We start from the raw sequence: 26646 nt of genomic DNA on the forward strand, positions 1-26646 counted from the left end.
AACAGTGAAATAATTTGTTCTTTTTTTCCTGCTGGGAAAGGCGCCCCGGGGGGGGAAAAGGAGGAGGGGGGGGGGGGGGGGGGGGGGGGGGGGGGGGGGGGGGGGGGGGGGGGGGGGGGGGGGGGGGGGGGGGGAGCAGGGGAGCAGGGGAGCAGAGGAAGAAAGAATAACTAATTCCCAATTCCCAATTCCCAATTCCCAATTCCCAATTCCCAATTCCCAACCCTTATAAATAAAATAAAAAACCGGGTAAATACCCGGTTTATATCAATATTAAAATCCTCAATTTTTTAGGAGTATAGCAGTACTATGCACCTATTTATTTGTTGTCAAAATTAAACTTTAGCAGCAGATTTGGTGACAACGTTGAGTTCACCTTTAGCATACTTAGCAGCAAAATCTTCTAAGGAAATTTGCTTAATCTTGCTTGCATTGCCAGCAGTACCAAATTGCTGATAGCGTTCAGCACATACCTTTTGCATGTATGTGATAGAAGGCTTGAGGAAGTGACGGGGGTCAAACTCCTCTGGCTTTTTAGCCAAAGCTTCACGTACAGCAGCAGTAATTGCCAGACGGTTATCAGTGTCAATGTTTACTTTACGTACACCGCTCTTAATACCCTTTTGGATTTCTTCTACAGGTACACCGTAGGTTTCAGGAATTGCGCCACCATACTGGTTAATCAGCGCAAGTAAATCTTCAGGTACAGAGGATGAACCGTGCATTACCAAGTGGGTGTTAGGCAGACGGCGGTGAATTTCTTCAATGCGGCTGATAGCTAAAATTTCACCAGTCGGCTTGCGGGTAAACTTGTAAGCACCGTGGCTTGTGCCAATGGCAACAGCCAGAGCATCTACTTGGGTGGCTTCTACGAAGTCAACAGCTTCATCGGGGTCGGTTAGCAGTTGTGAGTGGTCGAGTGTACCTTCAAACCCGTGACCATCTTCAGCTTCACCAGCACCAGTTTCTAGAGAACCCAAACAACCGAGTTCACCTTCAACGCTGACACCCAAAGCATGAGCTACGTTTACAACTTCGCGGGTAACATTGACGTTGTATTCAAAGCTAGCGGGAGTTTTAGCATCAGCTTCTAAAGAACCATCCATCATTACGCTGGTGAAGTTATTCTTTATTGCTGAGTAGCAGGTAGCAGGAGCATTACCATGATCTTGGTGCATGACAATGGGAATGTGAGGATAGGTTTCTACCGCTGCCAAAATCAGGTGGCGAAGGAAATTTTCTCCTGCATAATTACGAGCGCCGCGTGAAGCTTGCAAAATTACGGGGCTATCTGTTTCTACAGCAGCCTTCAGGATTGCCTGAATCTGCTCTAAATTGTTAACGTTGAAAGCTGGGATGCCGTAACCGTTTTCAGCTGCGTGATCCAACAGCAGCCGCAGTGGTACAAGCGCCATAGATAGTCCTCCTAATGTGGTTGTCAGCTAGTCGGTCTGAGAAAAGCGTATTTATTACGCTAAATCTTAAGAGTTTTTTCAACTTATAGGAAATTATAACTAGTGTCGTGTATCTATGTTGAAAAAGTTTACGCCATCGTTACTATCAATATGTTCTATACTGCTGTACTATGCCCCACAGATGCTCTGTATTGCTGTACTTTTAGTTACCCTACAGCTAGTAGCTCTGGTAGCACAGTATCCAAAATAATTATATCAAAGCGATCGCTTCAACTTAAACCCACTAACTTTTAACAAATACAATGAGGGCGTTTTTTACTAACTATTGCATTTGTGATTAAAATATGCATAGTTGACATAACTTGCTCAACCTTAAGCTGTTGTGTTTTTAATTTGCACATTGAGACAGCAGGGGAGCAGAGGAGCAGAGGAGCAGAGGAGCAGAGGAGCAGAGGAAAGGGTTTACAGGTTTTATCTAAAAGATTATGAGGCAACTTGTAGGCGCTACAGCTTACCATAAAAGAGCGATCGCACTTCCTTGGATAAGATTGGCGATCGCTCTACACACGATCAAAAAATCAAAAGAGAAGAAAATAGCGATCGCACTTGAGATTCAAGACAGTCGCTACCAGATCAAGCAATGGCAATGTTTATGGGGTACTTGTGTATTTTAGTACTCCATCAATATTTTCGATTCCATTGATGCCAGTACGAGTTGATACAAATTGACCATTGATCTTGCGACATTGACTGGAAATTTCTGCTCCCTCAATAGAAGTACCAGTACAAGAGAGGTTAAAATTAGCTGTTTTTTGAGGATCGACTACCTTGAGAGTACCATCAATATTTTCAATTCCTTTCAAGGTAATGGCAGTTTGGTTGGGTGATTGATCCCGTTTTCTGCAAATAGCTGATAATACATTTTCCCGAAGAGAGATATCTGAGCAGGTTTGTTGATAACTACTTGGAGCAGCTACAGCATTTAACGGACTAGCAATCAGTGCAACGCAAAAAACCAAGATCAAAGCTGCGATCGCATTAATCAATCTACCTAACTTCATTTTATACACTCCTGATATTTGAGAATTTTTGCGTAGAGATTAAGGTTGATTTTTTATCTCCACATTCTAAAGACGATCTCAGCTATCAATTTTGGAATTTTTTGAGTTAGAGGCATTTTTTTTCTAAATAAATGCACCACTCAAGCACGAGAATTCTTCCGCACCGTCGATTGTAAACGTGTCAAAGTTTCCTCAACCTCTCCACGAGCCGGATAAAACAACTGTTGATTCAAAGCACTGCGATAAACTGCGATCGCCCCTACAGCATTCCCTAACCCCTCCAAAGCTCTCCCATGCCAGTAATCAGCCGTAGCCAAGTTAAACGACTTCAATTCCTGGCTTCGTACACAAGCCTCTTCCCACCATCGGCGACTAAGGGCATCATTTCCCAGCCCTCGGTAACTTTCTCCCAGCCACACCGCAGCAGGTACAGATTGCAGATAACCTCCTGCTACAGGCAAAAACTGCCATCCTTTTTCCAAAGCTGTCACAGCTTCTTGATGTTTAAGCGCCAAAGCCAACACCCGCCCATGACGAAACCAAGCATCAGCTAATTGAGGTTGCAGTTCTATTCCCTTGGCAGAAACACTACACCCTCGTTCAATGTCTTGAAAGCTTTCCACCAGCACCCGCCCCACCGTCGCCCAAACACTCCACCGTTCAAAAAAACGCTCAAGCATCTCTTCTAGTAGGGGTTGTAATTCTTCTAATCGCCCAGCAACGGGCAAAATCTTACACAACCCCCGATAGATTTCACAATCGTTAGGATACAAACTATAAGCTTTCAGCATCATCTGTGCCGCCGCCTGATATTCCCCTGTGTGGAACAAGCACTGTCCATAGTAATACCAAGCGCTAGGATGATTGGGGTGTTGCTGGGCAAACTCTGCTAACACCCCTACCCCTTGCGCCCAATCGCCCCGGTAAAGATGATAATAAGCTAGCGATTTGTAAGCTTCGGCTGCGTGAGGAGCCTGTCGTAGCACAGAACCAATCAACTTCTTAGTCTGCTTTCCTTCTTTACCTAGTACCAATTTCATCCCACAACGCTGATCTAATTCTCGTTGGAGTACTCGAAAATCATCGGGAGCTAAAGCGATCGCTCTACTTAGCTGCTCCCTAGCTCCTTGGAAGTCTCCCATTGCCATCAGTGCATCATAGCTGTGAAGCAAGGCGACAATATCATCTGGGTTGAGTGATAAAACCTGTGAAAAAGCTTCTAAAGCCCCAATCGGATTTTCTCTTCCCTTCTGCACTTGTCCCAATGCCAGCCAATGAACGATTTTGTCAGGTTCTAGCTTGACCGCAGCATCAAAAGCGCTGATTGCTTTGTGAGTTTCATTTTTACAGACAGCAATTAATCCGCCAATGTGGTGCTGAGTGCCTTGACTACAAGATAATGCTAGGGCACTTCCATATAGCTCTATGGCCTCTGCTTCTCGTTTCACGATCTGCAAGATTTTTCCAAGTTGCAGCCGCACATTGATTAATTGAGGCTGTCGCTCAAGTACTTGGCGATACTCTGCGATCGCCTGTTGCCAAATTCCCATTCCATAGAGCAAATCAGCTAGTTCTAATCGTTTCTTCCACCCTTGGGGATACTTCTGGACGTACTTAGTTAAAGTTTTCAACTTTTGGTCTTGTCTACTTGGCTTTTCGTCTAAGACCAAGTGAATATTTATGTCCACCCCAGAGGACTGGGAGGACTGTACCAAATATGTGGCAAGGTTTCCAACCATATCACGCTTACTTTATAATTAATTTCTTCGATGATGTCCTTTGTTGTTATTGCCGCTTCCCAATCAGAGAGCGCGGTTTCATCGAAAGCGACGGGAAACTCCATCCCTTGGGTGGAGAGGGATAGCCGCCCCGCTACTTGGGGCATTGGAGACTCTTTCCCATGCCCAAAAACTCTATCCACTTGTGGGTGGAGTTTTTCATCAGGTTGGGATTCCACTATTGGAATTATCGATTTTAAAGACTGTGAGAGGGAATCTAAAGAAGTGTCATCTTCCCCCGCTAGATACTTGTTTAACTGCTTTTGGAGAATGGTTTGCGCCTGTTTAACCCGTTTACGAATATTGTCTTCGGAGAGGGACAGTTCCTTGGCAATGTCTCTGTAGGACTTGTCTTGACAATAGCGGAGGATAAAAGGGTCGCGCAGTCTGGGTGGTAAAGACTCAATTTTGTGGTTTAGATATGCCCTCAGTTCATGACGGAAAATTTCTGATTCAGCAGATTCCAAGCTGCAACTGAGTGCTGTATGAGCTACAGATTGAATATCCTCAATGTTTTCCATCCTTTCGCGCTGGCGTTTTCGATGGATATCGATGCAGAGGTTATGTGTTATTTGACTCAACCAAGCTTTGGGATTGGTGATTTTCCCGGCATATTTTGGCCATTCATTCCAGGCTTTGAGCATTGCCTGACTAAGTACATCTTCAGCATCTGTAGGATTACCACTCATCCACTGTAAGCTACGACTGTAAAAATAATCTTGATATTGTGCCCATAACTGCCAAAAGTCGCGATCGCTTCCAGACAAACCCCGCGATCGCATTTGTTTTGACCATTGGTTTTCAGTTTCCAGCCCTGCTAAGGAAATAAAGGCTTTTTGCCCCAAAATTGCCTGCATTTACTACTTCCACTTGAAAAGCTCAAACTCCTTTATTAATTCACTTTCAGCCCGTACCATAGTATCCGTACAATCACTGAATTAACTATAAAAATTAGTTAATTTCTATGAATTGCGATCTTTTTTGATTACTAGCAAAAGCGATCGCTTATCCGAAAATTTTATTTCTTAATATAAATAGGAGTCAGGAGTCAGAATACTCCACCCATGAAGGGATGGAGTTTTAAGGCGAGAACATTTTAATTCTTTTCACGCCACTTGCAGGCGTTAGCGCGTAGCGGGAGGAAGTACGGTTTTAAACCAATATTCAGATGCTCGTGAACCCTCACTCCGCAAGTTATCAACCACTCGTACAGAATTCATACTGAATTCTGACTCCTGATTTCTGAATTCTTCTTATAAAACTCGCCTCTACTTTTGAGATAAAAGCAGAGGCGAATATTCCTTAAAACTTTATATAGGTTATATGGGTCGCCCGGGATTCGAACCCGGAACTAATCGGTTAAAAGCCGAGTACTCTACCGTTGAGTTAGCGACCCTTTCGCTGCATTTCGCAACTTTGCAATCATAGCATATACATCTATAGATTTGTAAAGGGGTTTAGAAAAAATTAGCCGTCAACCTTATAGATGCTGTATGGCTAGCTCCTGGTGCTAACACAGTCAGGTTATCACCAGTATTCAGAGAGTTACGGGTGGCACTCCAAGGTTCTAAACAGTAGAATTCTTTGCCTTTGACTGTCCAAAATACCAGCCAGGTAGAGAAATCATCATAATCCAAGGTGAGTTTTAACTTCCGGCTACGATCTATCGCAGTGGCTGATTTACTCGTTAGCTGTCCAAAGGCAAAATCAATTTCATCGCGGCTAAAGTCAAATTTGCCATCAAAAGAGTGAAATTCCTTAGTTTGATTGTCTTGATACTGCTTAGAGGGAATTTCAATCTCTAACTGAGTTTTATCACCACACAAAAAGTAGGGATGGAAACCAGCCGAAAAGGGCATTGGTGTGGATGACAAGTTTCTATACTGCTGCCGGACTTCTAGAGTATTACCTTGAAGTTCGTAAGTGAAATTCAGTTGAAAATCAAAAGGATAAAGTGCCTTAGTTTGCTCATTGCTATCAAGAACAACAGTAAGACTAGCTTTATCTCCAGTTTCTTGTTCTGTTACTTTCCACGGCAAATCACGGGCAAAACCGTGTTGTTTGAGAGTATATTTTTGCCCATTATGAGTGTAAGTATTATCTGGTAGATTGCCACAAATAGGAAACAAAATTGGATTCCCACCTCTGACACTCAAATCAGGATGAGTAAAGCGTTCAGTGTCCAGGTAAAAAATTTCTTGCCCTTGAATGCGCCAACGGGTGATAATACCACCGCGTTCTGGTACAACTTCCAACTGAGAACCAGCGGCTTCATCTGAAAGAATGTACGTCTTGTACTGTTGCTGTTGAACTGCAATGCTAAACACAAATTTTAGTCCTGGGTAAGGTGGAATGCTGAGTGCTGAGTGCTGAGTATTTTTTCTTCTACTCAGCACTCAGCACTCATAACTCAGCACTGTTTATTCGTCTTCTGCAAACACGAAACGATATAACTCGCTTGGGTCTGGTTCGGGGCTGCTTTCGGCGAATTTAACTGCTTCGTCGATTACATCTTGAATTTTACGGTCAATGGCTTTGATTTCTCCCTCATCCGCCAGATTTTGCTCTAGCAAATAAGCTGCCAACTTCTTGATTGGGTCACGAGCGAACCAAAATTCTTTCTCCGCCTTGCTTCGCATTTCATCTGGGTCAGCCAAGGAGTGACCCCGGAAGCGGTAGGTAAGCGCCTCAATTAATGTTGGGCCCTCACCTGCACGGGCACGGGCTACAGCTTCTTGAGCCACGGCTCGAACTGCTAGTACATCCATGCCATCAACTTCCACGCCTACCATGTTAAATACACTGGCTTTTTTATAAATCTCAGGCTGGGAAGTCGCCCGTTCGTGAGACATTCCAATGGCCCACTTATTATTTTCGACTACAAACAGAATTGGTAGTTTCCATAAAGCTGCCATATTTAACGTTTCGAAAAACTGACCATTGTTAGCTGCACCGTCGCCAAAAAAGCAAGCTGTCACCTGGTCAGCATTTTTATCTCCTAGCACTTCGCGGCGGTATTTGCTCGTGAAAGCCGCCCCAGCTGCTACAGGAATTCCCTCAGCCACAAAAGCATAGCCACCCAGCAAGCGATGTTCCGCAGAAAACATGTGCATGGAACCACCGCGCCCTTTGCTGCAACCTGTGGCTTTGCCAAATAATTCTGCCATTACCTCTCTTGCTGGTACACCCGCACTCAGAGCATGAACGTGGTCGCGGTAAGTACTACAAACGTAATCTTCGCCCGGTCGCATTGACTGCACAACACCACTACAAACGGCTTCTTGACCGTTGTACAAATGGACAAAACCAAACATTTTGCCCCTGTAGTACATTTCAGCGCACTTGTCTTCAAACAAGCGCCCTAACACCATATCCTCATATAACCGTAACCCTTCTTCTTTAGTAATATGCGTAGTAGCAGGATTGAATGTGGGTAATGTACGCTCTTGAATCATTATTTTTGAGTATCCCTGTTGTACAACTTAAAAGTTACGGTCTTAAATAAATTGGTCTGATAACACCTCAGCTTTTAACAGGCTAGCGTTTGCAAGACTCAACAATCAAACTTTATTTATGCACCAAAAAAGGGTCTTAGGGAATAGCTGAATTTTGAATTTTTGATTTTTAACTTCTCAGCCCCTGCCCTGTGAGGATTTGACTCTAACAACAAACAATATATGTCGCTTTGGGTTTTGCTCTCTCACCGAAACAGTTCTGAGTGCCGTTAGCGGTAGCACGGCATTTAGCCCATAACGAGTACTGAGTAAAAAGTAAAATGACTAGACTTAGGCATCAAATCGCTTCCAAGTACTAATTACTCACTACTTCTTACTCATTACTTCTTACTCAGCACTCAGCACTCCTAAATATTCCCCTTCATAGACTAGCAATCAATATAGATTGCTTTCTGCATATCCATTAACAATTTAAAAAAAGTAAGCAAAATCTATATACCCAAATAGGTAATTGTAATTGAAAGTAAATTATGATATTATCTTTTTCTCGTGTTATCAGGGTCTAAGCCCCACTAGTAGTATTTTAGTAACCGCCTACTGGGAAAGTCCCGAAAAAATCAATCATCAATAGATTTTTGCAACCACAACATTTTTGCCGTGATTAAAAGCGGTAGTTGTGGTTTGTGCTATCGAAGGCTGATAATAGTCGTGTTCAACAAAAATACTAAGAATTAAGACAAACAATTGAGGCTTTCTAGGCGAAAGCAAAAAATTAGTACTAAAATGTGACTCAAAATTTCGGAAAGGTACAAAACAAGTTGTTGCAATATACACTTGTAGAGTAAGTTCTATACGGCATTTTTATGGCACGGTTTTACAGGCCTGGAAATCTCTAGGTGACATTATGTTGATCGCGGTGCAGGGGAAGTAGGCTGTGCGAATTCCGCTAGATTACTACCGAATTTTAGGACTACCGTTAGCGGCAAGTGAAGAACAATTGCGACAGGCGTACAGCGATCGCATTGTACAATTGCCACGACGTGAGTATTCTCAGGCAGCAATTTCTTCTCGTAAACAACTCATAGAAGAAGCTTACGTGGTTTTATCAGATCCAAAACAACGCAGTACCTACGATCAGCTTTATCTTGCCCACGCCTACGATCCTGATAACCTTGCTGCTGCCGCAGTAGCACTGGAAAATCGCACAGAAAGCACCAAAAGGGGTATTGACACCCAAAGTATGGGTATCGAAATTACCCAAGATGAATTAGTTGGCGCTTTATTGATTTTGCAAGAGTTGGGCGAATACGAACTTGTATTGAAACTAGGTCGCCCATACCTAGTAAATAAAAATGGTGCTAAAAGTGCAAGAAAAAGTAAGAATTTAACAGATGAAGAAATTTATGAAAATGCTGAACATCCAGATGTAGTTCTCACTGTTGCCCTTGCTTGTCTGGAATTAGGCCGGGAACAGTGGCAGCAAGGTCACTACGAAAATGCCGCCATATCCCTAGAAACTGGTCAAGAACTGCTAGTACGCGAAGGATTGTTCTCCAGTATCCAGGCAGAAATTCAGGCGGATCTTTACAAATTGCGACCATATCGAATTTTGGAGTTGTTGGCACTCCCTCAAGAAAAGACTGCCGAACGCAGCCAAGGCTTGGAATTATTGCAAAATCTCTTAGAAGATCGTGGCGGCATTGATGGCACGAACAATGATGACTCTGGTTTAAACATAGATGACTTTTTGCGATTTATCCAGCAGTTACGCAACCACTTAACAGTGGCAGAACAGCACAAATTATTTGAAGCTCAAAGCAAACGTCCTTCTGCTGTAGCTACTTACTTAGCTGTTTATGCCTTGATAGCGCGGGGATTTGCTCAACGGCAACCCGCTTTAATTCGTCAAGCAAGACAAATGCTCGTGCGTCTGGGCAAGCGTCAAGATGTACATTTAGAACAATCGCTATGTGCCTTACTCTTAGGGCAAACTGAAGAAGCAACTCGGGTTTTAGAACTTAGTCAGGAGTACGAGGCTTTAGCTTTTATTCGGGAAAAATCTCAAGACTCTCCAGATTTATTACCTGGGCTGTGTCTATATGCCGAACAGTGGTTGCAACACGAAGTATTTCCTCATTTTCGAGATTTAGCAAACCAGCAAGCTTTCCTAAAAGATTACTTTGCTAATCAACAGGTACAAGCTTATTTAGAAGCATTGCCAACTGATGCAGAGACAACTACTAATGAATGGGCTGTAATTAACCCCCAATATTTTCCCCAGTCCAAGGTAAAGAATCCTCTTTTCCACAATAATTCAACTAAGACTTCAGCGCAATTTAATCACAGCAGAACAATTAACACAGAATTGCCAGAAACACCAGCAAAAGAAACGCCTGAATATCCAAACTTCTCACCACAGATATGGAGTTCGTCTGGAAGTGTAAAATCAGAGGTTCCTGCTGCTGAACGGATAAGCAGAGGTACTAATCAGAATTTGAACGGTTCGGCTAAAAGTGCTGCATCCGGTCATAGCCAAAAGCGTCGGCGGAGAAAACCCACTTCATCTGCTAGCCGAGAACGTATACCAGATAATCGTCCTTCTTCTCGTCGTCCCCGGCGGCGGCGAACTTTTGCTAACACCATAGAAGGAAAAACACGGCTAGTATGGAGAGTGTTTATTTCTTTGGTGAGTGTATTAGTTTTCTGGGTGTTAGCTACAACAACTTTTGGTTGGTTAAAAAATCTGTTTTTTCCTCCACCTTCTCTGCGTGGTATACAGTTGTTTGTACAGATAAATGAACCACCAGTATCTATTCCCGATCCAAAAAATAAATTAGAATCAGAAGAAGGCCCTTTAACAAAGGTAGAGGCAAAGGAAGTTATTAACACTTGGTTATCTATCAAAGCCGCAGCTTTAGGCCCTAATCATGAGATTAATAATTTAGAGCAGATTTTAACTGGTTCAGCTTTATCTCAATGGCGGCTAATTGCTCAAGAAAATAGGTCAGACAACCGCTACCGCAAGTACGAGCATAGTTTGAAGATAGAATCTATTGAGAGAGTAGAGTTGTTTGCAAACCGTGCCGCCGTGGAAGCTACAGTGAAGGAAATTACGCAGTTATACGAAAATGGTCAATTTAAAAACTCTTCTAACGAGAATTTGCGAGTTCGGTATGATTTGATTAGAGAACAAGGTAAATGGCGTATTCAGGGCACATCTGTTGTGAATCAGATAATTAGATAATTTAAAATTTGATCCGGCTTTGGTAATTTTCTGTGAGAGCTTACGCAGGTCAAAAAGAGGCAGGTGGCAGGGGGAGAAAGAAAAATATTATCTGAGTAAATTGGATAATTTATTTTCTGGAAGTTCCCAATGTTAAGTAGGTTGGCGTAAAAATTTGTCGTTGCGATAACGCAGAAGGGAAAATGTTATTACTAACAAACTGCTGTGATAGCGAGAATACCGCCCCATAGCTTAGAACTTACCAAACTTCCAGCTGCACCCATTCTACTTTCTCCTCATAAACGTCCTGGGTGTGACTGCGACATATTTTTTAAAATGTCTGAATCATAGAATGGGAAAATAAAGGTGAGTAATACCCACCCCAAAATTTGTTGGGGCATTTACCCAAGACAGATAAACAGCAAATTTTATCAGTCAAAATCTATGAATTTGACTCCCTCTCAAACTCGAAAGCTACCCACTCAAGCGATCGCAGCCAAAATTTTCCACTGGTGTAACATCATTAGTCTATTTATCATGCTCACTAGTGGGCTACAAATTTACAACGCCAACCCTGTTTTTGGTGGACGTGCAGGTTTCCACATTCCTCCAATATTTACTTTAGGAGGTTGGCTTGCAGGCGGCAGGCATTGGCATTTTGCCGCAATGTGGCTATTTTCGCTGAATCTCTTGTGGTATGGAATTTATGTTTTAATTACCCGACGCTGGCGACATCGATTTGTAGGTGCGAATGACTTCAAAGCATTACAAAAAAGTCACAATTCTAAACGCCTAATTTATGCTTGGCATCGGATTGCTTATACAGCAATTATTCCTATTTTGCTACTGGCATTATTTACAGGTATAGGGATGTATAAACCTGCTCAATTTCCCTGGATTGTGGATTTTTTTGGCAGTTGGCAAGCATTGCGAATTGTTCACTTTGCCTCAGTGCCAATGGTTATCTTATTTGTAGTGATTCACTATCAATTAGGGCAAAAAGCTGGTGGTACTGAATTAACAGAATCAATGTTTTAGTAAATCAACTCTGGTCATAAAAGAATAACAAATGACAAATGACCAATGACAAATAACCAATGACTCTTTAAAAAAAATGAACTTTTTTGATAAATTGAATCGTAATATCTTGCAAAATCAAAGCTTACTATTTGTAGGACTCGATCCAAACCCAGAGATGATGCCTGTGCGTTATGAATCTGAAGAACTCATTGCTGGCTTACAGAAGTGGTTACAATTCATTATTGCGGAAACTGCTGATTACGTTTGTGCTTATAAACCGACACTTGGCTTTTACGAAGCGTTAGGTATTCCCGGTTTAGAATTGCTGTACAAAACTTTAGCAGCTATTCCAGCGCACATACCAGTTATTTTAGATGCCAAGCATAGTGACTTAAATACTAGTACCATTTTTGCCCAAACTGTATTTACACAATGGCAAGTGGATGCCATTACTCTTAGTCCCTATACAGGACAAGATCACGTAGCCCCTTTTTTGGTCTATCCTGATAAGGCAGTATTTATTTTATGCTGTACTTCTAATCCAGGTGCAGAAGCTTTACAGCAATATCCTACAAACGAATCACCACTTTATTTACAGGTGGTAAAAGAATCAAAAACCTGGGGAACTCCAGAACAATTGGGTTTGGAGGTGGGAACTACCAATCCTGAAGTTTTAGCACTTATTCGAGCGATCGCGCCTGAACGAATTATTATGGCCCGTAGCATCTGGGCAGAGGGATTAAACCTAAAGCAAATTTTAGAAGCGGGCTTGAATACTAACGGTGATGGTTTGCTAATTCCTATTCCTCAAGATATGTTGGCAAATACACAATTATCACAGGAAGTCAAGTCTCTACGAGCAGAAATTAATCAGATAAAAACCGAAATTATTTATGAAAATTCCACATGTTCTGTGTGGTTTCCTGATGTTTGTTTCTTAAATCAGCATCCCTACCAGGATTTAATTTTACAACTTTATGATATTGACTGCATTATGTTTGGCAGTTTTGTCCAAGCATCAGGAGCAATATTTCCTTATTACATCGACTTACGCAAAATTATTTCCAATCCCCAAGTTTTTAATCAAGTTCTCACTGCTTATGAGGATATTTTGAAGAATCTCAATTTTGACAGATTAGCTGGTATTCCTTATGGTTCTTTACCCACAGCTACCGGTTTAGCTTTGCGCCTTCATTGTCCGATGATTTTCCCTCGTAAAGAAGTAAAAGCCCACGGAACGCGGAGAGTTATTGAGGGTAACTTTCATCCTGGTGAAACAGTTGTAGTGGTTGACGATATTCTCATCAGTGGCAAAAGTGTCATGGAAGGAGCAGGAAAGTTGGAATCAGCAGGATTAAAAGTTAATGATATTGTGGTATTTATCGACCATGAACAGGGTGTAAAAGATAGGTTACAGCAAAATGGTTATTGCAGTCATTCGGTTTTAACTATTTCGGAAATTACTAATACTCTATATCAAGCGGGACGAATAAATGAGGAACAATTTTTAGCTTTCTCTGAAAGTTAGGAATTGGGAATTGGGGAGATTTTTTTGCCGTTGAGTATATTTTCCCAATTAAATGTAGTAATTAGAATAGCTTTAGTTTTAAATTTATTATGAATTTTTCACTCAATCAACTACTTAAATGGTTAATTTTTACGCTGCTATTTCCTCTAGTGTTTCTCAATGCTTGGCTAGCATTTTTGCTTGTTAAAAATCTTCAACCTGTGGTCACAATTCTTATCTTAGCTACTTTGCTTGCATTCGTCTTAAACTATCCTGTTACCATTCTCCAAAAGCAAGGAGTGAAACGGGGCTATGCAGTAGCATTAGTTTTTATATCAGCTTTGATAATTATTATTGCTCTGGGTATTACTTTGGTTCCCATTGTTTTAGAGCAATTTAATGAGATGGTAAAAGTTCTTCCTCAATGGATTGATTCTAGCGAAGAAAAACTTCAAACTTTAAATGCTTGGTTCTCTAGCCACAAATTAAATGTAAATTTAAGTCAGCTATTAACACAAGTAACTGACCAATTACCTAATGAATTCGAGTTCGTTACGGATAAACTTTTAAACATTATTAGAGATACGATCGATAGTGTTTCTGATGGATTAATCATAGTAGTGCTGACTTTTTACCTCTTGTTAGATGGCCCAAGAATTTGGGAGGTAATATTTAAAAAGTTGCCTGGAAGTTTTGCCCAGCAGGTAAAACAGTCTATTCAGCAAAACTTTCAAAATTACTTGATTGGGCAAGTAACTTTGGCTTTTATGATGGGTGCTTCATTAACATTATTGTTTTTAGCTTTTCAAGTCCAGTTTGCTTTACTTTTTGGTTTGGGAGTTGGACTTTTGAGTTTAATTCCCTTTGGCGATGTTGTCAGTCTTGCGGTAATAACTTTCATAATAGCCACACATGACTTTTGGCTAGCAGCAAAGATTTTAGCGGTAGCTGTCGTCATTGACCAGTTAATCGATCAGGCGATCGCACCCAGACTTTTAGGCAAATTTACTGGACTTAGACCAATATGGGTGTTAATTTCTTTACTTGTAGGAACTAATGTTGCTGGAGTATTGGGTTTGCTAATTGCAGTACCTGTAGCTGGTTTTATCAAAGATGCAGCAGATGGTTTCTCTAAACCTGGTGATTCTGAAAATGTAGTTGAAAATCAAGCATCATCAGAATTGTTGCCAAAGGAATCAGTATAAAAATGAGTTGTTTATAAAAAGTATAAAAAACCCCCGATATTTCTACCGGGGGTGAAAGAATAATACCATTTCACTTTATGTTTGTTTGTTGCAGATGCCCCTGCTTAATGCCTCTGCTTAGATGAGAGGCTAGAGTATTACTCAAATATTACAGCAAAAAGTGTTCGGGTATAAAATTAGGCAACATTCGCCAAGAGCAATTCTCGTTTTTCTGATTTTTTTACTCTCACCTGAGAGTCATCGTCAACATCGATAAGCGCTGTATCTCCATCTGTAATTTCACCAGACAGCATTGCTTCAGCGAGAGAATCTTCTAAGAGGCGCATAATTGCCCGACGTAACGGCCTAGCACCATAACTTGGGCTGTAGCCTTCTTGCACTACAAGTTCTTTGAAGCGATCGCTAACTTCAAGAATAATTCCTTTTTCTGTCAGGCGTTTAGAAACTTCACGAAGCATAATTTCAGCAATTTGCTTCACTTCATCCCTAGAAAGCTGGGTGAAGACGATAATTTCATCGAGACGGTTCAGGAACTCAGGACGGAAGTAAGCTTTCAATTCTTCATTTACCAAGGTGCGGATGCGGTTATAACTAGCATCGGCTTGAGTGTCGAAGTCAAAGCCTAAACCACTACCACCTTTTTCAATCACCTTGGAACCGATGTTAGATGTCAAAATGATCAGCGTATTCTTGAAGTCCACTTTCCGACCTTTGGCATCGGTAAGATGACCGTCATCCAAGAGTTGCAGCAGCATATTGAATACATCGGGGTGCGCTTTTTCGATTTCGTCGAATAGCAGCACTGTGTAGGGTTTCCGCCGCACGGCTTCTGTCAGTTGTCCACCTTCGTCGTATCCAACATAACCAGGAGGCGAACCAATTAACTTAGCTACGGTATGGCTTTCCATGTATTCGGACATATCTAGCCGAATCATTGAATCTTCCGCACCGAAGAAGTAGGCAGCTAGTGCCTTCGCCAATTCTGTTTTACCAACTCCGGTAGGGCCAGAGAAGATAAAGCTAGCAATGGGACGATTAGGATTTTTCAGGCCGACGCGGGCGCGACGGATACCGCGAGATACAGCTGAGACTGCTTGCTCTTGACCGATGAGCCGTTGATGGAGAGTGTCTTCAAGGTGCAGAAGCAATTCTGACTCAGATTCAGTCAGCTTATTGACTGGTACGCCTGTCCAAGATGCAACGATTTGAGCGATATCTTCCTCATCAACTACAGTCGAGTTGACAGGTTGATCGTTTTTTTCCAATGTTGCTTGCACTTGTTCTGCGAGTTTTAATTCTTGGTCGCGCAGTTGTGTAGCTTTATCAAAATCTTGGACTCTGACTGCTGCTTCTTTTTCTTTGGTAACGCCAGCGAGTTCAAGCTTGAGTTCTTTATTGGGAGAACTTTGAGAGTTTCGCAGACGAACGCGAGAACCAGCTTCATCAATTAAGTCTATTGCCTTATCTGGTAAAAAGCGATCGCTAATATAACGATCTGATAATTCTGCGGCTGCGACAAGTGCTGAATCCAAAATTGTGACTTTGTGGTGCTGTTCGTAAGCACCGCGCAAGCCGTAAAGAATTTGTACGGTTTCCTCTACTGAGGGTTCACCAACCATAATTGGTTGGAAACGACGCTCTAGGGCGGCATCACGCTCGATGTGCTTGCGATACTCATCAAGGGTAGTTGCGCCGATGCACTGGAGTTCACCCCGTGCTAAGGCAGGTTTAAGGATGTTTGCTGCATCCAAACCACCTTCTGTACCACCAGCGCCAACCAAGGTGTGAATTTCGTCAATTACCAGAATGATGTTGCCGACAGTGCGGACTTCTTCTACAACTTTTTTGATGCGTTCTTCAAAATCGCCACGGAAGCGGGTTCCGGCTACCAATGACCCCATATCGAGGCTGATAACTTGCTTGTCTTGCAAACTTTCAGGAACATCCTGGTTAATAATACGTTGAGCTAGACCTTCTGTGATCGCAGTTTTACCAACTCCTGGTTCACCAATCAACACTGGGTTATTTTTAGTGCGGCGACCGAGAATTTGGATTGCCCGCTCAATTTCCTTCTCACGACCAACTACAGGGTCGAGTCTGCCTTCTTGCGCTAATTTGGTCAAATTTCTGCCATATTCTTCCATCGTTAGCGGTTGGGTGCGTTTTTGACTACCACTACCAGCGAAAGCTGGTGCATTTTCACCCAAACGGCGAACTATGGCACTGCGAACAGTTTTGAAGTCAACCCCTAGATTTTGTAGAACTTTGGCGGCAACACCTTCACCAGCTTCAGTTAAGCCTAAGAGTAAATGTTCAGTGTTGATGTAATTCTGTCCCAGACTATGAGCTTCTTTAAAAGATTGCTCGAAGAGGCTTTTCACCTTGGGAGTGAAAGGAATTTCCGGTGGTACAAAGCCAGAACCCCTACCAATAATTTTTTCTACCTCTCGACGTGCGTCTTTGAGGGTAACGCCTAACTCGGCCAGCACTTTAGCAGCAACCCCAGTTCCTTCTCCCATCAAACCCAGGAGAATTTGTTCAGTTCCTACAAAATTGTGTCCCAGGCGACGTGCTTCCTCCTGAGCTAACATAATTACTCTAATGGCTTCGGAAGTGAAGTGTTCAAACATAATGGGTTCTTGCTCCCTCGCTGCTTGGACTTTGGGTGAGATAAAATTCACCCTCATCTAAAGTTTTTTGTATTTTCTTAATGACTAATGTAACTTTATTTAAAGTTAAGTGGCAGTGGTGAGAGCCGTAAGACATCAGGTGTACTAGCCGCCTAAGAGGAGTGAGGAGTTATGAGTTAAAAGTTATGAGTAAGTAAATAGTTTTCAATTCTACAAGTACTTTCTCAGCACAGAAGATGATTTTCTTTTGTCTTTTCTGCTCCTTTGCTCGCGGCTAAACTTAAAGACTAAGACTCAGAATTCCATAACTCCTAACTTCTCACTCCTAACTCCTAACTCTTAACTTCTCACTCAGGACTCACGATGACTGAACCAACGGCCGGTAAAGATCAACAACACCCTCTTTATAACCGCGATCGCCCCCTTATTGATATTTTACTCTCTCAAGAGGCGACAGACTATAACTTAGCAGAATTAGCCCGACTGCGAATGCGTTATCAAGGCTTTCCAGGGGCGAGAGATATCCAAAAAGACCTAGATAAAGTCTTGCAACAGTGGGGTTTGACTGAGGCCGAGCTTTTTGAGAAGACTCGCAAAATTCATGATTTGGGAGGTATTTACAAAAGTCGCGGTAAAAAAGACGAACAGGATTGGAATTAGGGAATGGGGAATTGGGCATTGGGCATTGGGAATTGGGCATTGATTATTCATGACAAATGACTAACTCAGTATTGGAATTGCGATCGCTAATTCTGTGCCTTTGCCTAACTCAGATGTCACTGTGAGTTGTCCACCATGTTTTTCTTCTATAATCTGGCGGGAAATCGACAATCCTAAACCTGTACCTTTTCCTACTTCCTTGGTAGTGAATAAGTAACCAAACAGTTTTTGCTTGACATTTTCCGACATTCCTATGCCATTATCTTGAATTCGGATTAAGACATGATGCCAATCTTCGGATAGTGTGGTAATAATTGTGATGCGATTGGGATTGTCTTTAATTTGTTGGAAACTACGCCCTTTGTTAGATTCTTCTAAGGCATCAATGGCGTTGGCGATGAGATTCATAAAAACTTGGTTTAGTTGCCCAGGGAAGCATTCTAATTGAGGTATTTCCCCGTAACTTTTGACTACTTCAATGACAGGATGATGCTCATTGGCTTTTAATCGGTGCTTGAGAATGAGTAATGTACTTTCAATGCCTTCATGAATATTAAAAGGAATTTTGCGATCCCTATCTCCTCTAGAGAAGGTGCGGAGACTGGCGCTAATTCCCTGGATGCGATCGCTACCTTCTTTGAGCGAAGAGATGAGTTTAGGTAAATCTTCTTGGAGATAGTCTAAATCGATTGTGGCGATCGCTTCCTCAATTGCTGCTCCTGGATCAGGAAAGGTTTGTCGATAAAGGTCGATTAGTGTAAACAAGTCGTGAATATATTCTTGAGCAGGTTTCAAATTGCCTGCAATAAAGTTAATCGGGTTATTAATCTCGTGGGCAATAGCTGTAACAAGATTACCCAGTGCTGACATTTTTTCCTTTTGCACTAGACTATATTGTGCCTGCTGCAAATCGTGCAATGCTTGAGTTAACTGTGCTGTTTGTTTTTCTATGGTGATTAAATCGCGGTATGACCTTAAAGCTGCGATCGCACTTGTAATTAACTTTTGGCGAGTCAGTTCTACCTTGAGTTTATAATCATTAATATCGTAGTTCAAAATTACTGATTCTTCAGGTGCATCTCCTGGTTGTCCTGTGCGTAAAATCACCCGCACAATCTGATTTTTTAACTCCTCTCGAATATACTTAACCACCATTAACCCAGCATCATTAGTTTCCATAACCACATCTAATAAAATAAATGCGGTATCTGGGTGAATTGCAATCAGCTTTTTGGCTTCTGTTCCCGAAAAAGCAGAGAGGAAAGTTAAAGGTTTCCCTTCAAAAGTAAAACCTCTCAAAGCTAACTTAGTCCCCTGGTGAACTTCAGCGTCATCGTCCACAATCATTATTTTCCAAGCTTCAGAAGTTTTTTGCGCCTGGCTCCCTATCTCCACCGGAGTTAATTGAGTTTTATGACTTATCGGCTCTTCATCATCTTCAAACATGAATACTTCATCGTCTGCCGATGAGAGAGGCACATCAGTATTGTTAAGCATTGTCAATCAACTTTGTTAAAAATGGACAAGGGAGAGAAAATAACTCCTGTACAGACGCGATTAACGGAGTCTGTCTTGTATAGACGCGATTAATCGCGTCTTTGCACTTTTGGTAGTGTCACTATAAATAAGGTTCCCTTTTCTACTTCGCTATGAACATCAATAGTTCCTTGTAGCTTTTGAGTGACCAAGTTGTAGACAATATGTAAACCTAAACCACTGCCTCCCTGCTGCCTAGCCGTGGTAAAGAAAGGCTCAAAAATTTTGTTTAAGTTTTCTGGCGGAATGCCGCAACCATCGTCACTATATTGAATTACAACGCGTTGGCGTAGCCCGTCGTAGACATCGCCTTGTTGTTTCACCTCAATCCGCAACTGTCCTGATTCATGAGGTTGATAAGCATGATTTAGAGAATTCATGACTAAGTTGGTGAAAATTTGCGCCAAAGCCCCAGGATAGCTGTCGATGGTTACAATCTCATCGCCTGTCACAGTCAGGGTATGGGAAGCTTGTTTGAGTTTGGGAGTTAAGCTGGAGACAATTTCTTGCAAATACTGTTTGACTACAAATATCCGCTGTTCCAAACTAGTTTGATCTACAGCTACTTGCTTGAAGCTTTGCACTAGTTCTCCAGCACGATTTAGGTTCCTGAGAATCAAGTCAGTACTTTCTTTGGCAATTTCCAAGTAGTTGTTTAAGACTGACCGTTTTAATTGACCTTCTTCCACAGCCGTAATGAATAAGCGGGTTTCATCAGCTAAAGTAGAAGCAACGGTGATGCTAGTGCCTACAGGAGTATTGATTTCATGAGCAACTCCAGCCACAAGACTACCCAAAGCTGCCATTTTTTCAGATTCCACCAGTTGCTTCTGGGTAGCCTTAAGTTCTTCTACAGCTAGAGACAATTCTTGAGTTCGTTCGGCTACCTTTTGCTCCAAAGTATTGTAAAGGGTAGCATTTTCAATAGAGATGGCAGCTTGGGAGGAAAGCAAATTTAGAATTTCTATCCGCTCTGTGGTAAAGGCTCCAGTTGTAAGATTATTTTCCAAATAGACAATCCCAATCAGTTTGCCTTGATTGAGGAGAGGGAAGCATAAAATAGATTTGGGTTGCTGTTGATGAATGTAAAAATCATGAGTGAAATTGCCTTCATTAGTAGCATCAGATAATACCACACTATTTTTAGTACGAATAACATAATCGACAATGGCCTTAGATACCATTGCTTCAGAGAAAGTATCGATGGCAAATGCTTCTCTGATTTTTACTGCATCTGAGTCAATTGTTCCTGATGCTTGAATCTGCCATTCTCCCTGTTGATTGAGAAATAAATAACCCTTTTCTGCCCCAGCATTTTCAATGACAATTCTCATTAATTTAGTCAGTAAAGTATCTAGTTTTATCTCTCGTCCCAGGACGTGAGACGCTTTCATGACACTGTTTAAGTCTAAAAAATTTGAGAGAGTGGTGCTAGTAGCAGAGACGGTTTTAGAGGTATTAAATTGATGGTTTATTTCTGTTGGACTGAGAAACTGAGGATAACGTTTTTCTAAATCTTCTACTTTTGCTTTGGCTCCCCAGCGAGTATAGGCATAATAGGCGTTGAGCAAATAATCCTGAGCAATTCTGTCTTTGCCCCATTGTAAATAAAACCTTCCAGCAAGTTCATTAGCAAGGGCTTGTTCGTTGAGATATTGATGTTCTATCGCTTTAGAGATCGCGCGATCGTACATCTCAATAGCCTCTGCTTTTTGCCCTAAGACGCGATGGCGTTCAGCTTCCACTAAATAAAATTTGTGCAAGTAATTTGTCGGGGCGTACTGCGCCCATTTCTGCATTTTGGCTTGATTAGTTACGACTTTTTCTAATAAGCCTTCTTGTTCAGATGGGAGGGCATCAAAATATAAAGCTAAAGCTGTGAGAGAATCGTATAAATTTAAAAGTGGTAGGATTGTGGTTCCCATTACTGCATTGAGATACTTTTGTAACTCTTGGGCATTGGCTGCGGCTTGCGGAAAATCTTGGAAAAGATAGCAGATAAAAAGCTTCAAGACATATAAATGTCCTAGACCGGTGCGATCGCTAGCTTGCTCATGCCAAAGTAGCATTTGCTCCTCCCGATAAGCTGTTCCACTTAGAAGACAAGGATTTTCAGCTGCCCCTAGCAGATTTAAGGTTAACTGCCAATAAATAGCTACATACTCAAGAACTATTTTATTTTGGACTTGACGGACGGCATGATGATAGCTAGCAATTTGCCGTTCAACCTCCACCAAGTTTTCTCCACACCCCCAGGAATGCAGGCTATCATAAGTTGCACAAAGACCGGAAAATTGTATATCTCCTCGATCTCTACCAATTTGATAGGCTTCTTTTAAAGGCTTGATGGTTTTCTGGACTGGTTGTTGCCAATGGCAGATAGTAACATTAAAGACAAACTTGATATGGCATTCGAGATATTGAGCATCGTAAAGTTCTAACAGGCTCAAAGCAAGTTGACCAAATTGATAGCCCAATGGAATCTCTGCAAAGGCTCCACAGAGCATTAAACCGTACATCACATAGCCAATTGTTGATAATGTCGTATTGCCATATTCCAGAGATAAATTCACCATCTCTAAAATCAGGAATGGGAGTACCTCATGTCCTCCCCGAAAGGCAGGTGACATGATACTGGAAATAATTTGTATCGTTGCTAGTTGTTTAGCTTCCTGCATTTGAGGCAAGTTGATTAAGTGTTTAACTTCCCTTCCTGCCAAATGAACTGCTGTTTGCTGTAGTACTTTGCTCTGTTCTAAAGAATTCACAGGAGAGGGAAAGTTAACTCCTAAAGCTTGTAGTACTTCTAAACCAGTTGCGATCGCTATTTGGAACTTACCCTCAAGTGTCAGGGCTGTGATTTTGATCTCATAAACTTTCACTTTGTCTAACAAAACTTGAGTATTTTGCAGTACCTCTTCTATCCATCTATTCATCTGTGTGAAGTCACCGCATAGAAGTGCTGCTTCTGCTGCTGAATCAAATAACTTTAATGCGAGTTCATAATTTGTTTGCCAACAGTCTGCTGCCAGTAATTTACTGCCCATTGAAAAATATCCCATAGCAGCCTCGTAAGCCGTTGCAGACTTGGCTTTACGCCCAGCTAATAAATTCAACTTGACTAATTGATCCCGTTCGCTTTGAGTGTTAATCAACTCTGCACCAATATTTAATTGATTAACAATTTCAAAAATTTTCTCTTCTTGCTTCGCTGGTGATGTATTGCTCAACATCAGTCGCCCAATTTTTAGATGTGTTTCTTTTTTTTGCGCTTCTGGAATCAAAAAATAAGCCGCTTGTTGGACGCGATCGTGCTGAAATTTACAATTGGCTTTACTAGCTTTTTTCTCATCTCTGAAACTCATCAGATGATATTGATTATTTGCGGGGACAATTAAACCTTCTTGCAGTGCTGGTAATAAATTTTCTAACCCTTGCTTGGCTGATTGCTGAGAAATCACTGCCAATGTAGATAAATCAAAGTTATTGCCAATACAAGCAGCTAACTGCAAATTTTTCTGAGTTTCTTCTGCCAAATTGACAATTTTTCTTGTCATTAATTCCACAACATTATCAGTAATATCCTTGGCTTGAATCTGCTCTAAATCCCAGCACCACTGCTTTTGAGTATAATTAAAGCTGAGTAACATATCTGCATAGAGAGATTTCAAAAATTCAATGGTAAAGAAGGCATTACCCTGAGTTTTTTCACAAATCAAATTAGTTAATGCTTGACTAAATATAGTTGAACAAGACAATACTTCCGCAATTAAAGCATTTACGTCCTTTATAGTCAGGTTTTGTACATGAATCTTGGATACAGTTCCTCCCTCTTTCTCAATTTCATCTGAAGTCATGACCAGGGGATGAACTGCATCTACCTCGTTATCTCGATAAGCTCCGACAATGAGGAGATTTTGAATGTTGCGATCGCCTAAAATAATCTTGAGCAATTTCAGTGAAGCACTATCAGCCCATTGCAAATCATCAACAAACAACACTAGGGGATGTTCAGCCTGACAAATAGCCTTGATAAAGTTTTGAAAGACTAAATTAAAACGGTTTTGAGCTTGTTGTCCACCTACCTGAGCTACAGGAGGTTGTTCGCCAATCACTAATTTCAAATTGGGAATGACATCAATTAAAACCTGTCCATTATTTCCTACAGCAGTTAATATCTTTTTTTGCCATTGCTGTAAGACAGATTCGCTTTCAGTCAATAATTGATTACATAGATCGTTGAACGCTTGAGAAATAGCAAAGTAGGGAATATTTTTTTGATACTGATCGTATTTCCCTGCAATAAAATTACCACGTTTAGCTGTAATGGGTTTATGAACTTCATTGACTAAAGCTGATTTGCCTACTCCCGAATAGCCTACAACCAACATCAGTTCAGTAGTACCATTAGTGACGCGATCAAAAGCTGCTAATAGCGTCTTCAATTGTGGTTCTCGTCCATAAAGTTTTTGCGGAATTATGAACCTATCAGAGATATCCTGACTACCTAATGCAAAGACATCAATTTCCCCATTTATTTGCAGTTTATGCAAGCATTGTTCTAAATCTGCTTGAATACCATAAGCAGACTGATAGCGGTCTTCAGCATTTTTCGCCATCAGTTTCATCACAATATCACAGATAACTTGGGGAATGGGTTGTTTATTTTTGAATTTTGTTAGCGCAGCGTTAGCGAGTCCGCGAGCGTCATTTTGAATTTTGAATTGATCTGGTTGTTTGGCAATATGGCAATGAATCAACGCTAAAGCATCATCCCCTTGAAATGGTGCTTCTCCTGTTAGTAATTTATAGAAAGTTACTCCTAGAGAATAAAAATCAGTGCGATAGTCAATCACCCGATTCATTCGTCCTGTTTGCTCAGGAGAAATGTAAGTAATAGTGCCTTCTAGGACATTAGGATTTTTGAATGATTGGGTTTCTCGTGATAGAACAGTAGAAATACCAAAATCAATGATTTTAACCTGTTTAGTATCGGGGTTGAAAACAATATTTGAAGGGTTAATATCTTTATGGATAATATTAGCAGAGTGGATTTGTTTAAGGCTTTCGACAATAGAGATAGCCAATTGGAGAAACTGCTCTAACTCTATTTCTCCAGCTAGCTGCAATTGGGCTAATGAACTACCACCAAAATCTTCCAACACTAAAACTGGTCGTTGTTGGTGAGTTTCACAAGCGTAAACTTGGACAATTCCTGGGAAATGGAGATTGTGGGTAATGTCATATTCACGCTGGTAACAAGCAATGCATTCTGGCGAGGGGTAAGCATCTCGCAGGGTTTTGAGAATTACAGGTTGCTTATCGGCTTCCCGGTAGCCTCGATATATTAGAGAATTACTGCTTTCGTAGATTTGGTCAATAATTTGATAGCCAGAAAGCTTAAGCATAGTTTGGGTACTCCTCAAAAGTGGGTTAGTGCTGTCCCAGTTACTTTGTTAGAGTTAGTGTACCCATCAGCTTGGTGGAGTTTTAAGTCGATTTGGCGCTGATTCTGAAGACTTTGTGATGAAGTTATTTATCAAGAAGTAATTAAATTTCTGTCGTTTAATTAGATTAAATAACACATTTAGATTAAGAAAATTAATTTAGTTGAGACGCGAAAATTCGCGTCTCTATGCGCCTAAAATTCCCACTGATAATATATTGATGTCATCCTTACAAGACCTTACACTGTCCATGATGCCGTAACAAATGGTCACACAGTACCAACGCTACCATTGCCTCAACCATTGGAACTGCACGCGGTAATACACAAGGATCGTGTCGTCCTTTTGCTGCTAATAGGGTTTCTTCACCCTCACGAGTTACAGTCTTCTGCTCTTTTCTAATTGTTGCTGTCGGCTTAAATGCAACTCGCAAAATGATATTTTCTCCGTTGGAAATTCCGCCTTGAATACCACCAGAACGGTTTGTTACTGTGCGGATTTCACCATTTGGATCGATATAAAATTCGTCGTTATGCTCAATTCCCGTTAATAGTGTTCCCGCAAAACCGGAACCAATTTCAAAGCCTTTGCTAGCAGGGAGAGACATGACACCTTTAGCGATATCAGCCTCTAATTTATCAAATACTGGTTCGCCTAAACCTTTCGGCACATTTCGCGCCACGCATTCTACGACACCGCCGATAGAATCGCCTTGTCTACCTATTTGCTCAATTAATTCAATCATGCGATCGCCACATTCAGCATCTGGACAGCGAACAATATTGCTTTCCACTTGTTCTAAGGTGACAGTATTTGGATCGACTACGCCTTCTAAGTCTTTGATCCGCTTAACGTAAGCAATAATTTCGACATTGGCAACTTGACGAAGAATTTTTTTAGCGATCGCACCTGCTGCTACTCTTCCGATTGTCTCACGCGCCGACGACCTACCTCCACCTTGCCAATTGCGAATGCCATATTTTGCATCATAAGTTGCATCCGCGTGAGAAGGCCGATACTTTTGTACCATCTCGTCATAATCTTGGGAACGAGTATCTTGATTACGTACCAAAACTGTTATAGGCGTTCCCAGCGTTTTCCCTTCAAATACCCCTGATAGAATCTCACAAGTATCGGCTTCTTTACGAGGGGTCGTAATTTTACTTTGTCCTGGCCGCCTTCTATCTAGTTCTACTTGAATTTCTTCTGCCGAAATTTCTAGTTGTGGAGGACAACCATCAATTACAACCCCTACACCGCCGCCGTGAGACTCGCCAAAAGTACTAATGCGAAATAGATGACCAAAAATATTGCCCATAATTTTTAGGAAAAAGGTGAGATTTATGTATTCTACCTAGAGTTATTTTGACATCCTCCCTGACCTAAAGGTACGGGATTCCTAAGACTCACGACTTAGGTTTCTGTTTCTTTCCATTACTGGATTTTCGCAACTGCCTTTTAGCCGTATGGCTATCGGGTCTTATGTTCGCTCCGCAGACTGCAACGGCTTGTCCTGCCGCCAAAATATTCTTACTGGCATTGATAATCTATTGCTAACTTAAATAAAAAAGCGCCCTCCCAATTGGGAGGGCGCTCTTTGATTTAGCTAAACTTCAGAATTAACCGTTGATAGCAGGAGCAGTCATTGCAACAGGAGCAGACTGTGCAGATGCTAAATCAAGAGGGAAGTTGTGAGCATTGCGCTCGTG

Annotated in this window: 16 protein-coding genes, 1 tRNA gene and 1 pseudogene; 6 read left to right on the forward strand and 12 right to left on the reverse strand. The window is 41.5% G+C overall.

Annotation, left to right across the window (positions count from 1 at the left end; genetic code table 11):
- Positions 1–335: 335 nt before the first annotated feature.
- Complete coding sequence (gene fba / locus RMZ41_RS28130; RefSeq protein WP_012411833.1) at positions 336–1415, reverse strand: class II fructose-bisphosphate aldolase; 1080 nt, start codon at positions 1413–1415, stop codon at positions 336–338.
- A 485-nt stretch (positions 1416–1900) separates the two neighbouring features.
- On the opposite strand from fba, the gene RMZ41_RS28135 reads away from it, so the two are divergent.
- A complete protein-coding gene (locus tag RMZ41_RS28135; RefSeq protein ID WP_322643856.1) occupies positions 1901–2089 on the forward strand; it encodes a hypothetical protein in 189 nt (62 codons plus the stop codon).
- On the opposite strand, the gene RMZ41_RS28140 is transcribed toward RMZ41_RS28135, so the two are convergent.
- From RMZ41_RS28140 to pdhA, 6 genes are all read right to left on the reverse strand, one after another.
- The gene (locus RMZ41_RS28140; protein WP_322643855.1) at positions 2066–2476 is read right to left on the reverse strand and encodes a CVNH domain-containing protein; all 411 of its coding nucleotides are present in this window, start codon (positions 2474–2476) and stop codon (positions 2066–2068) included. The two genes, RMZ41_RS28135 and RMZ41_RS28140, sit on opposite strands and share 24 nt — an antisense overlap.
- A gap of 140 nt (positions 2477–2616) precedes the next feature.
- On the reverse strand, positions 2617–4215 hold the full coding sequence (locus tag RMZ41_RS28145) for a tetratricopeptide repeat protein (protein WP_322643854.1): 1599 nt from the start codon (positions 4213–4215) through the stop codon (positions 2617–2619).
- Positions 4155–5111, reverse strand: a complete 957-nt coding sequence (locus RMZ41_RS28150) for an RNA polymerase sigma factor (protein WP_322643853.1) — start codon at positions 5109–5111, stop codon at positions 4155–4157. Before RMZ41_RS28150 ends, RMZ41_RS28145 begins: the two co-directional genes overlap by 61 nt.
- 467 nt (positions 5112–5578) lie before the next feature.
- A tRNA-Lys gene (locus RMZ41_RS28155) sits at positions 5579–5650 on the reverse strand.
- 61 nt (positions 5651–5711) lie between these two features.
- Positions 5712–6581, reverse strand: a complete 870-nt coding sequence (locus tag RMZ41_RS28160) for an aldose epimerase (RefSeq protein ID WP_322643852.1) — start codon at positions 6579–6581, stop codon at positions 5712–5714.
- 93 nt (positions 6582–6674) lie between these two features.
- The gene (gene pdhA / locus RMZ41_RS28165; protein ID WP_322643851.1) at positions 6675–7709 is read right to left on the reverse strand and encodes a pyruvate dehydrogenase (acetyl-transferring) E1 component subunit alpha; all 1035 of its coding nucleotides are present in this window, start codon (positions 7707–7709) and stop codon (positions 6675–6677) included.
- Positions 7710–8643: 934 nt separating this feature from the next.
- Here pdhA and RMZ41_RS28170 point away from each other — a divergent pair.
- From RMZ41_RS28170 to RMZ41_RS28185, 4 genes are all read left to right on the forward strand, one after another.
- The gene (locus RMZ41_RS28170) at positions 8644–10953 is read left to right on the forward strand and encodes an IMS domain-containing protein (RefSeq protein WP_322643850.1); all 2310 of its coding nucleotides are present in this window, start codon (positions 8644–8646) and stop codon (positions 10951–10953) included.
- A 423-nt stretch (positions 10954–11376) separates the two neighbouring features.
- Entirely contained in the window at positions 11377–11970 is a 594-nt protein-coding gene (locus RMZ41_RS28175; protein WP_322643849.1) for a cytochrome b/b6 domain-containing protein, read from the forward strand.
- 76 nt (positions 11971–12046) lie between these two features.
- The gene (locus RMZ41_RS28180) at positions 12047–13480 is read left to right on the forward strand and encodes a bifunctional orotidine-5'-phosphate decarboxylase/orotate phosphoribosyltransferase (RefSeq protein ID WP_322643848.1); all 1434 of its coding nucleotides are present in this window, start codon (positions 12047–12049) and stop codon (positions 13478–13480) included.
- An 89-nt stretch (positions 13481–13569) separates the two neighbouring features.
- Positions 13570–14664, forward strand: a complete 1095-nt coding sequence (locus RMZ41_RS28185; protein ID WP_322643847.1) for an AI-2E family transporter — start codon at positions 13570–13572, stop codon at positions 14662–14664.
- A 176-nt stretch (positions 14665–14840) separates the two neighbouring features.
- On the opposite strand, the gene RMZ41_RS28190 is transcribed toward RMZ41_RS28185, so the two are convergent.
- Positions 14841–17294: an ATP-dependent Clp protease ATP-binding subunit gene (locus RMZ41_RS28190; RefSeq protein ID WP_322643846.1), complete on the reverse strand. Its 2454-nt coding sequence runs from the start codon at positions 17292–17294 to the stop codon at positions 14841–14843.
- 363 nt (positions 17295–17657) lie between these two features.
- Here RMZ41_RS28190 and RMZ41_RS28195 point away from each other — a divergent pair, with 363 nt between their 5' ends.
- Complete coding sequence (locus RMZ41_RS28195; RefSeq protein WP_322643845.1) at positions 17658–17954, forward strand: DUF3288 family protein; 297 nt, start codon at positions 17658–17660, stop codon at positions 17952–17954.
- 60 nt (positions 17955–18014) lie between these two features.
- On the opposite strand, the gene RMZ41_RS28200 is transcribed toward RMZ41_RS28195, so the two are convergent.
- The 4 genes and pseudogenes from RMZ41_RS28200 to RMZ41_RS28215 all read right to left on the reverse strand — a co-directional run.
- Positions 18015–19451 carry an ATP-binding protein gene (locus tag RMZ41_RS28200; RefSeq protein WP_322643844.1) on the reverse strand — a complete coding sequence of 479 codons (1437 nt, stop codon included), beginning with the start codon at positions 19449–19451 and terminating at the stop codon, positions 18015–18017.
- Positions 19452–19540: 89 nt separating this feature from the next.
- Positions 19541–24898, reverse strand: a complete 5358-nt coding sequence (locus tag RMZ41_RS28205; protein WP_322643843.1) for an AAA family ATPase — start codon at positions 24896–24898, stop codon at positions 19541–19543.
- Between the two features lie 268 nt (positions 24899–25166).
- Positions 25167–26255: a chorismate synthase gene (gene aroC, locus RMZ41_RS28210; protein ID WP_322643842.1), complete on the reverse strand. Its 1089-nt coding sequence runs from the start codon at positions 26253–26255 to the stop codon at positions 25167–25169.
- 301 nt (positions 26256–26556) lie between these two features.
- Positions 26557–26646: pseudogene (locus RMZ41_RS28215) on the reverse strand (photosystem II protein D1); the annotation flags it as partial.

It is taken from the genome of Nostoc sp. DedVER02 (assembly GCF_034530675.2).
Taxonomy (GTDB): Bacteria; Cyanobacteriota; Cyanobacteriia; order Cyanobacteriales; family Nostocaceae; genus Nostoc.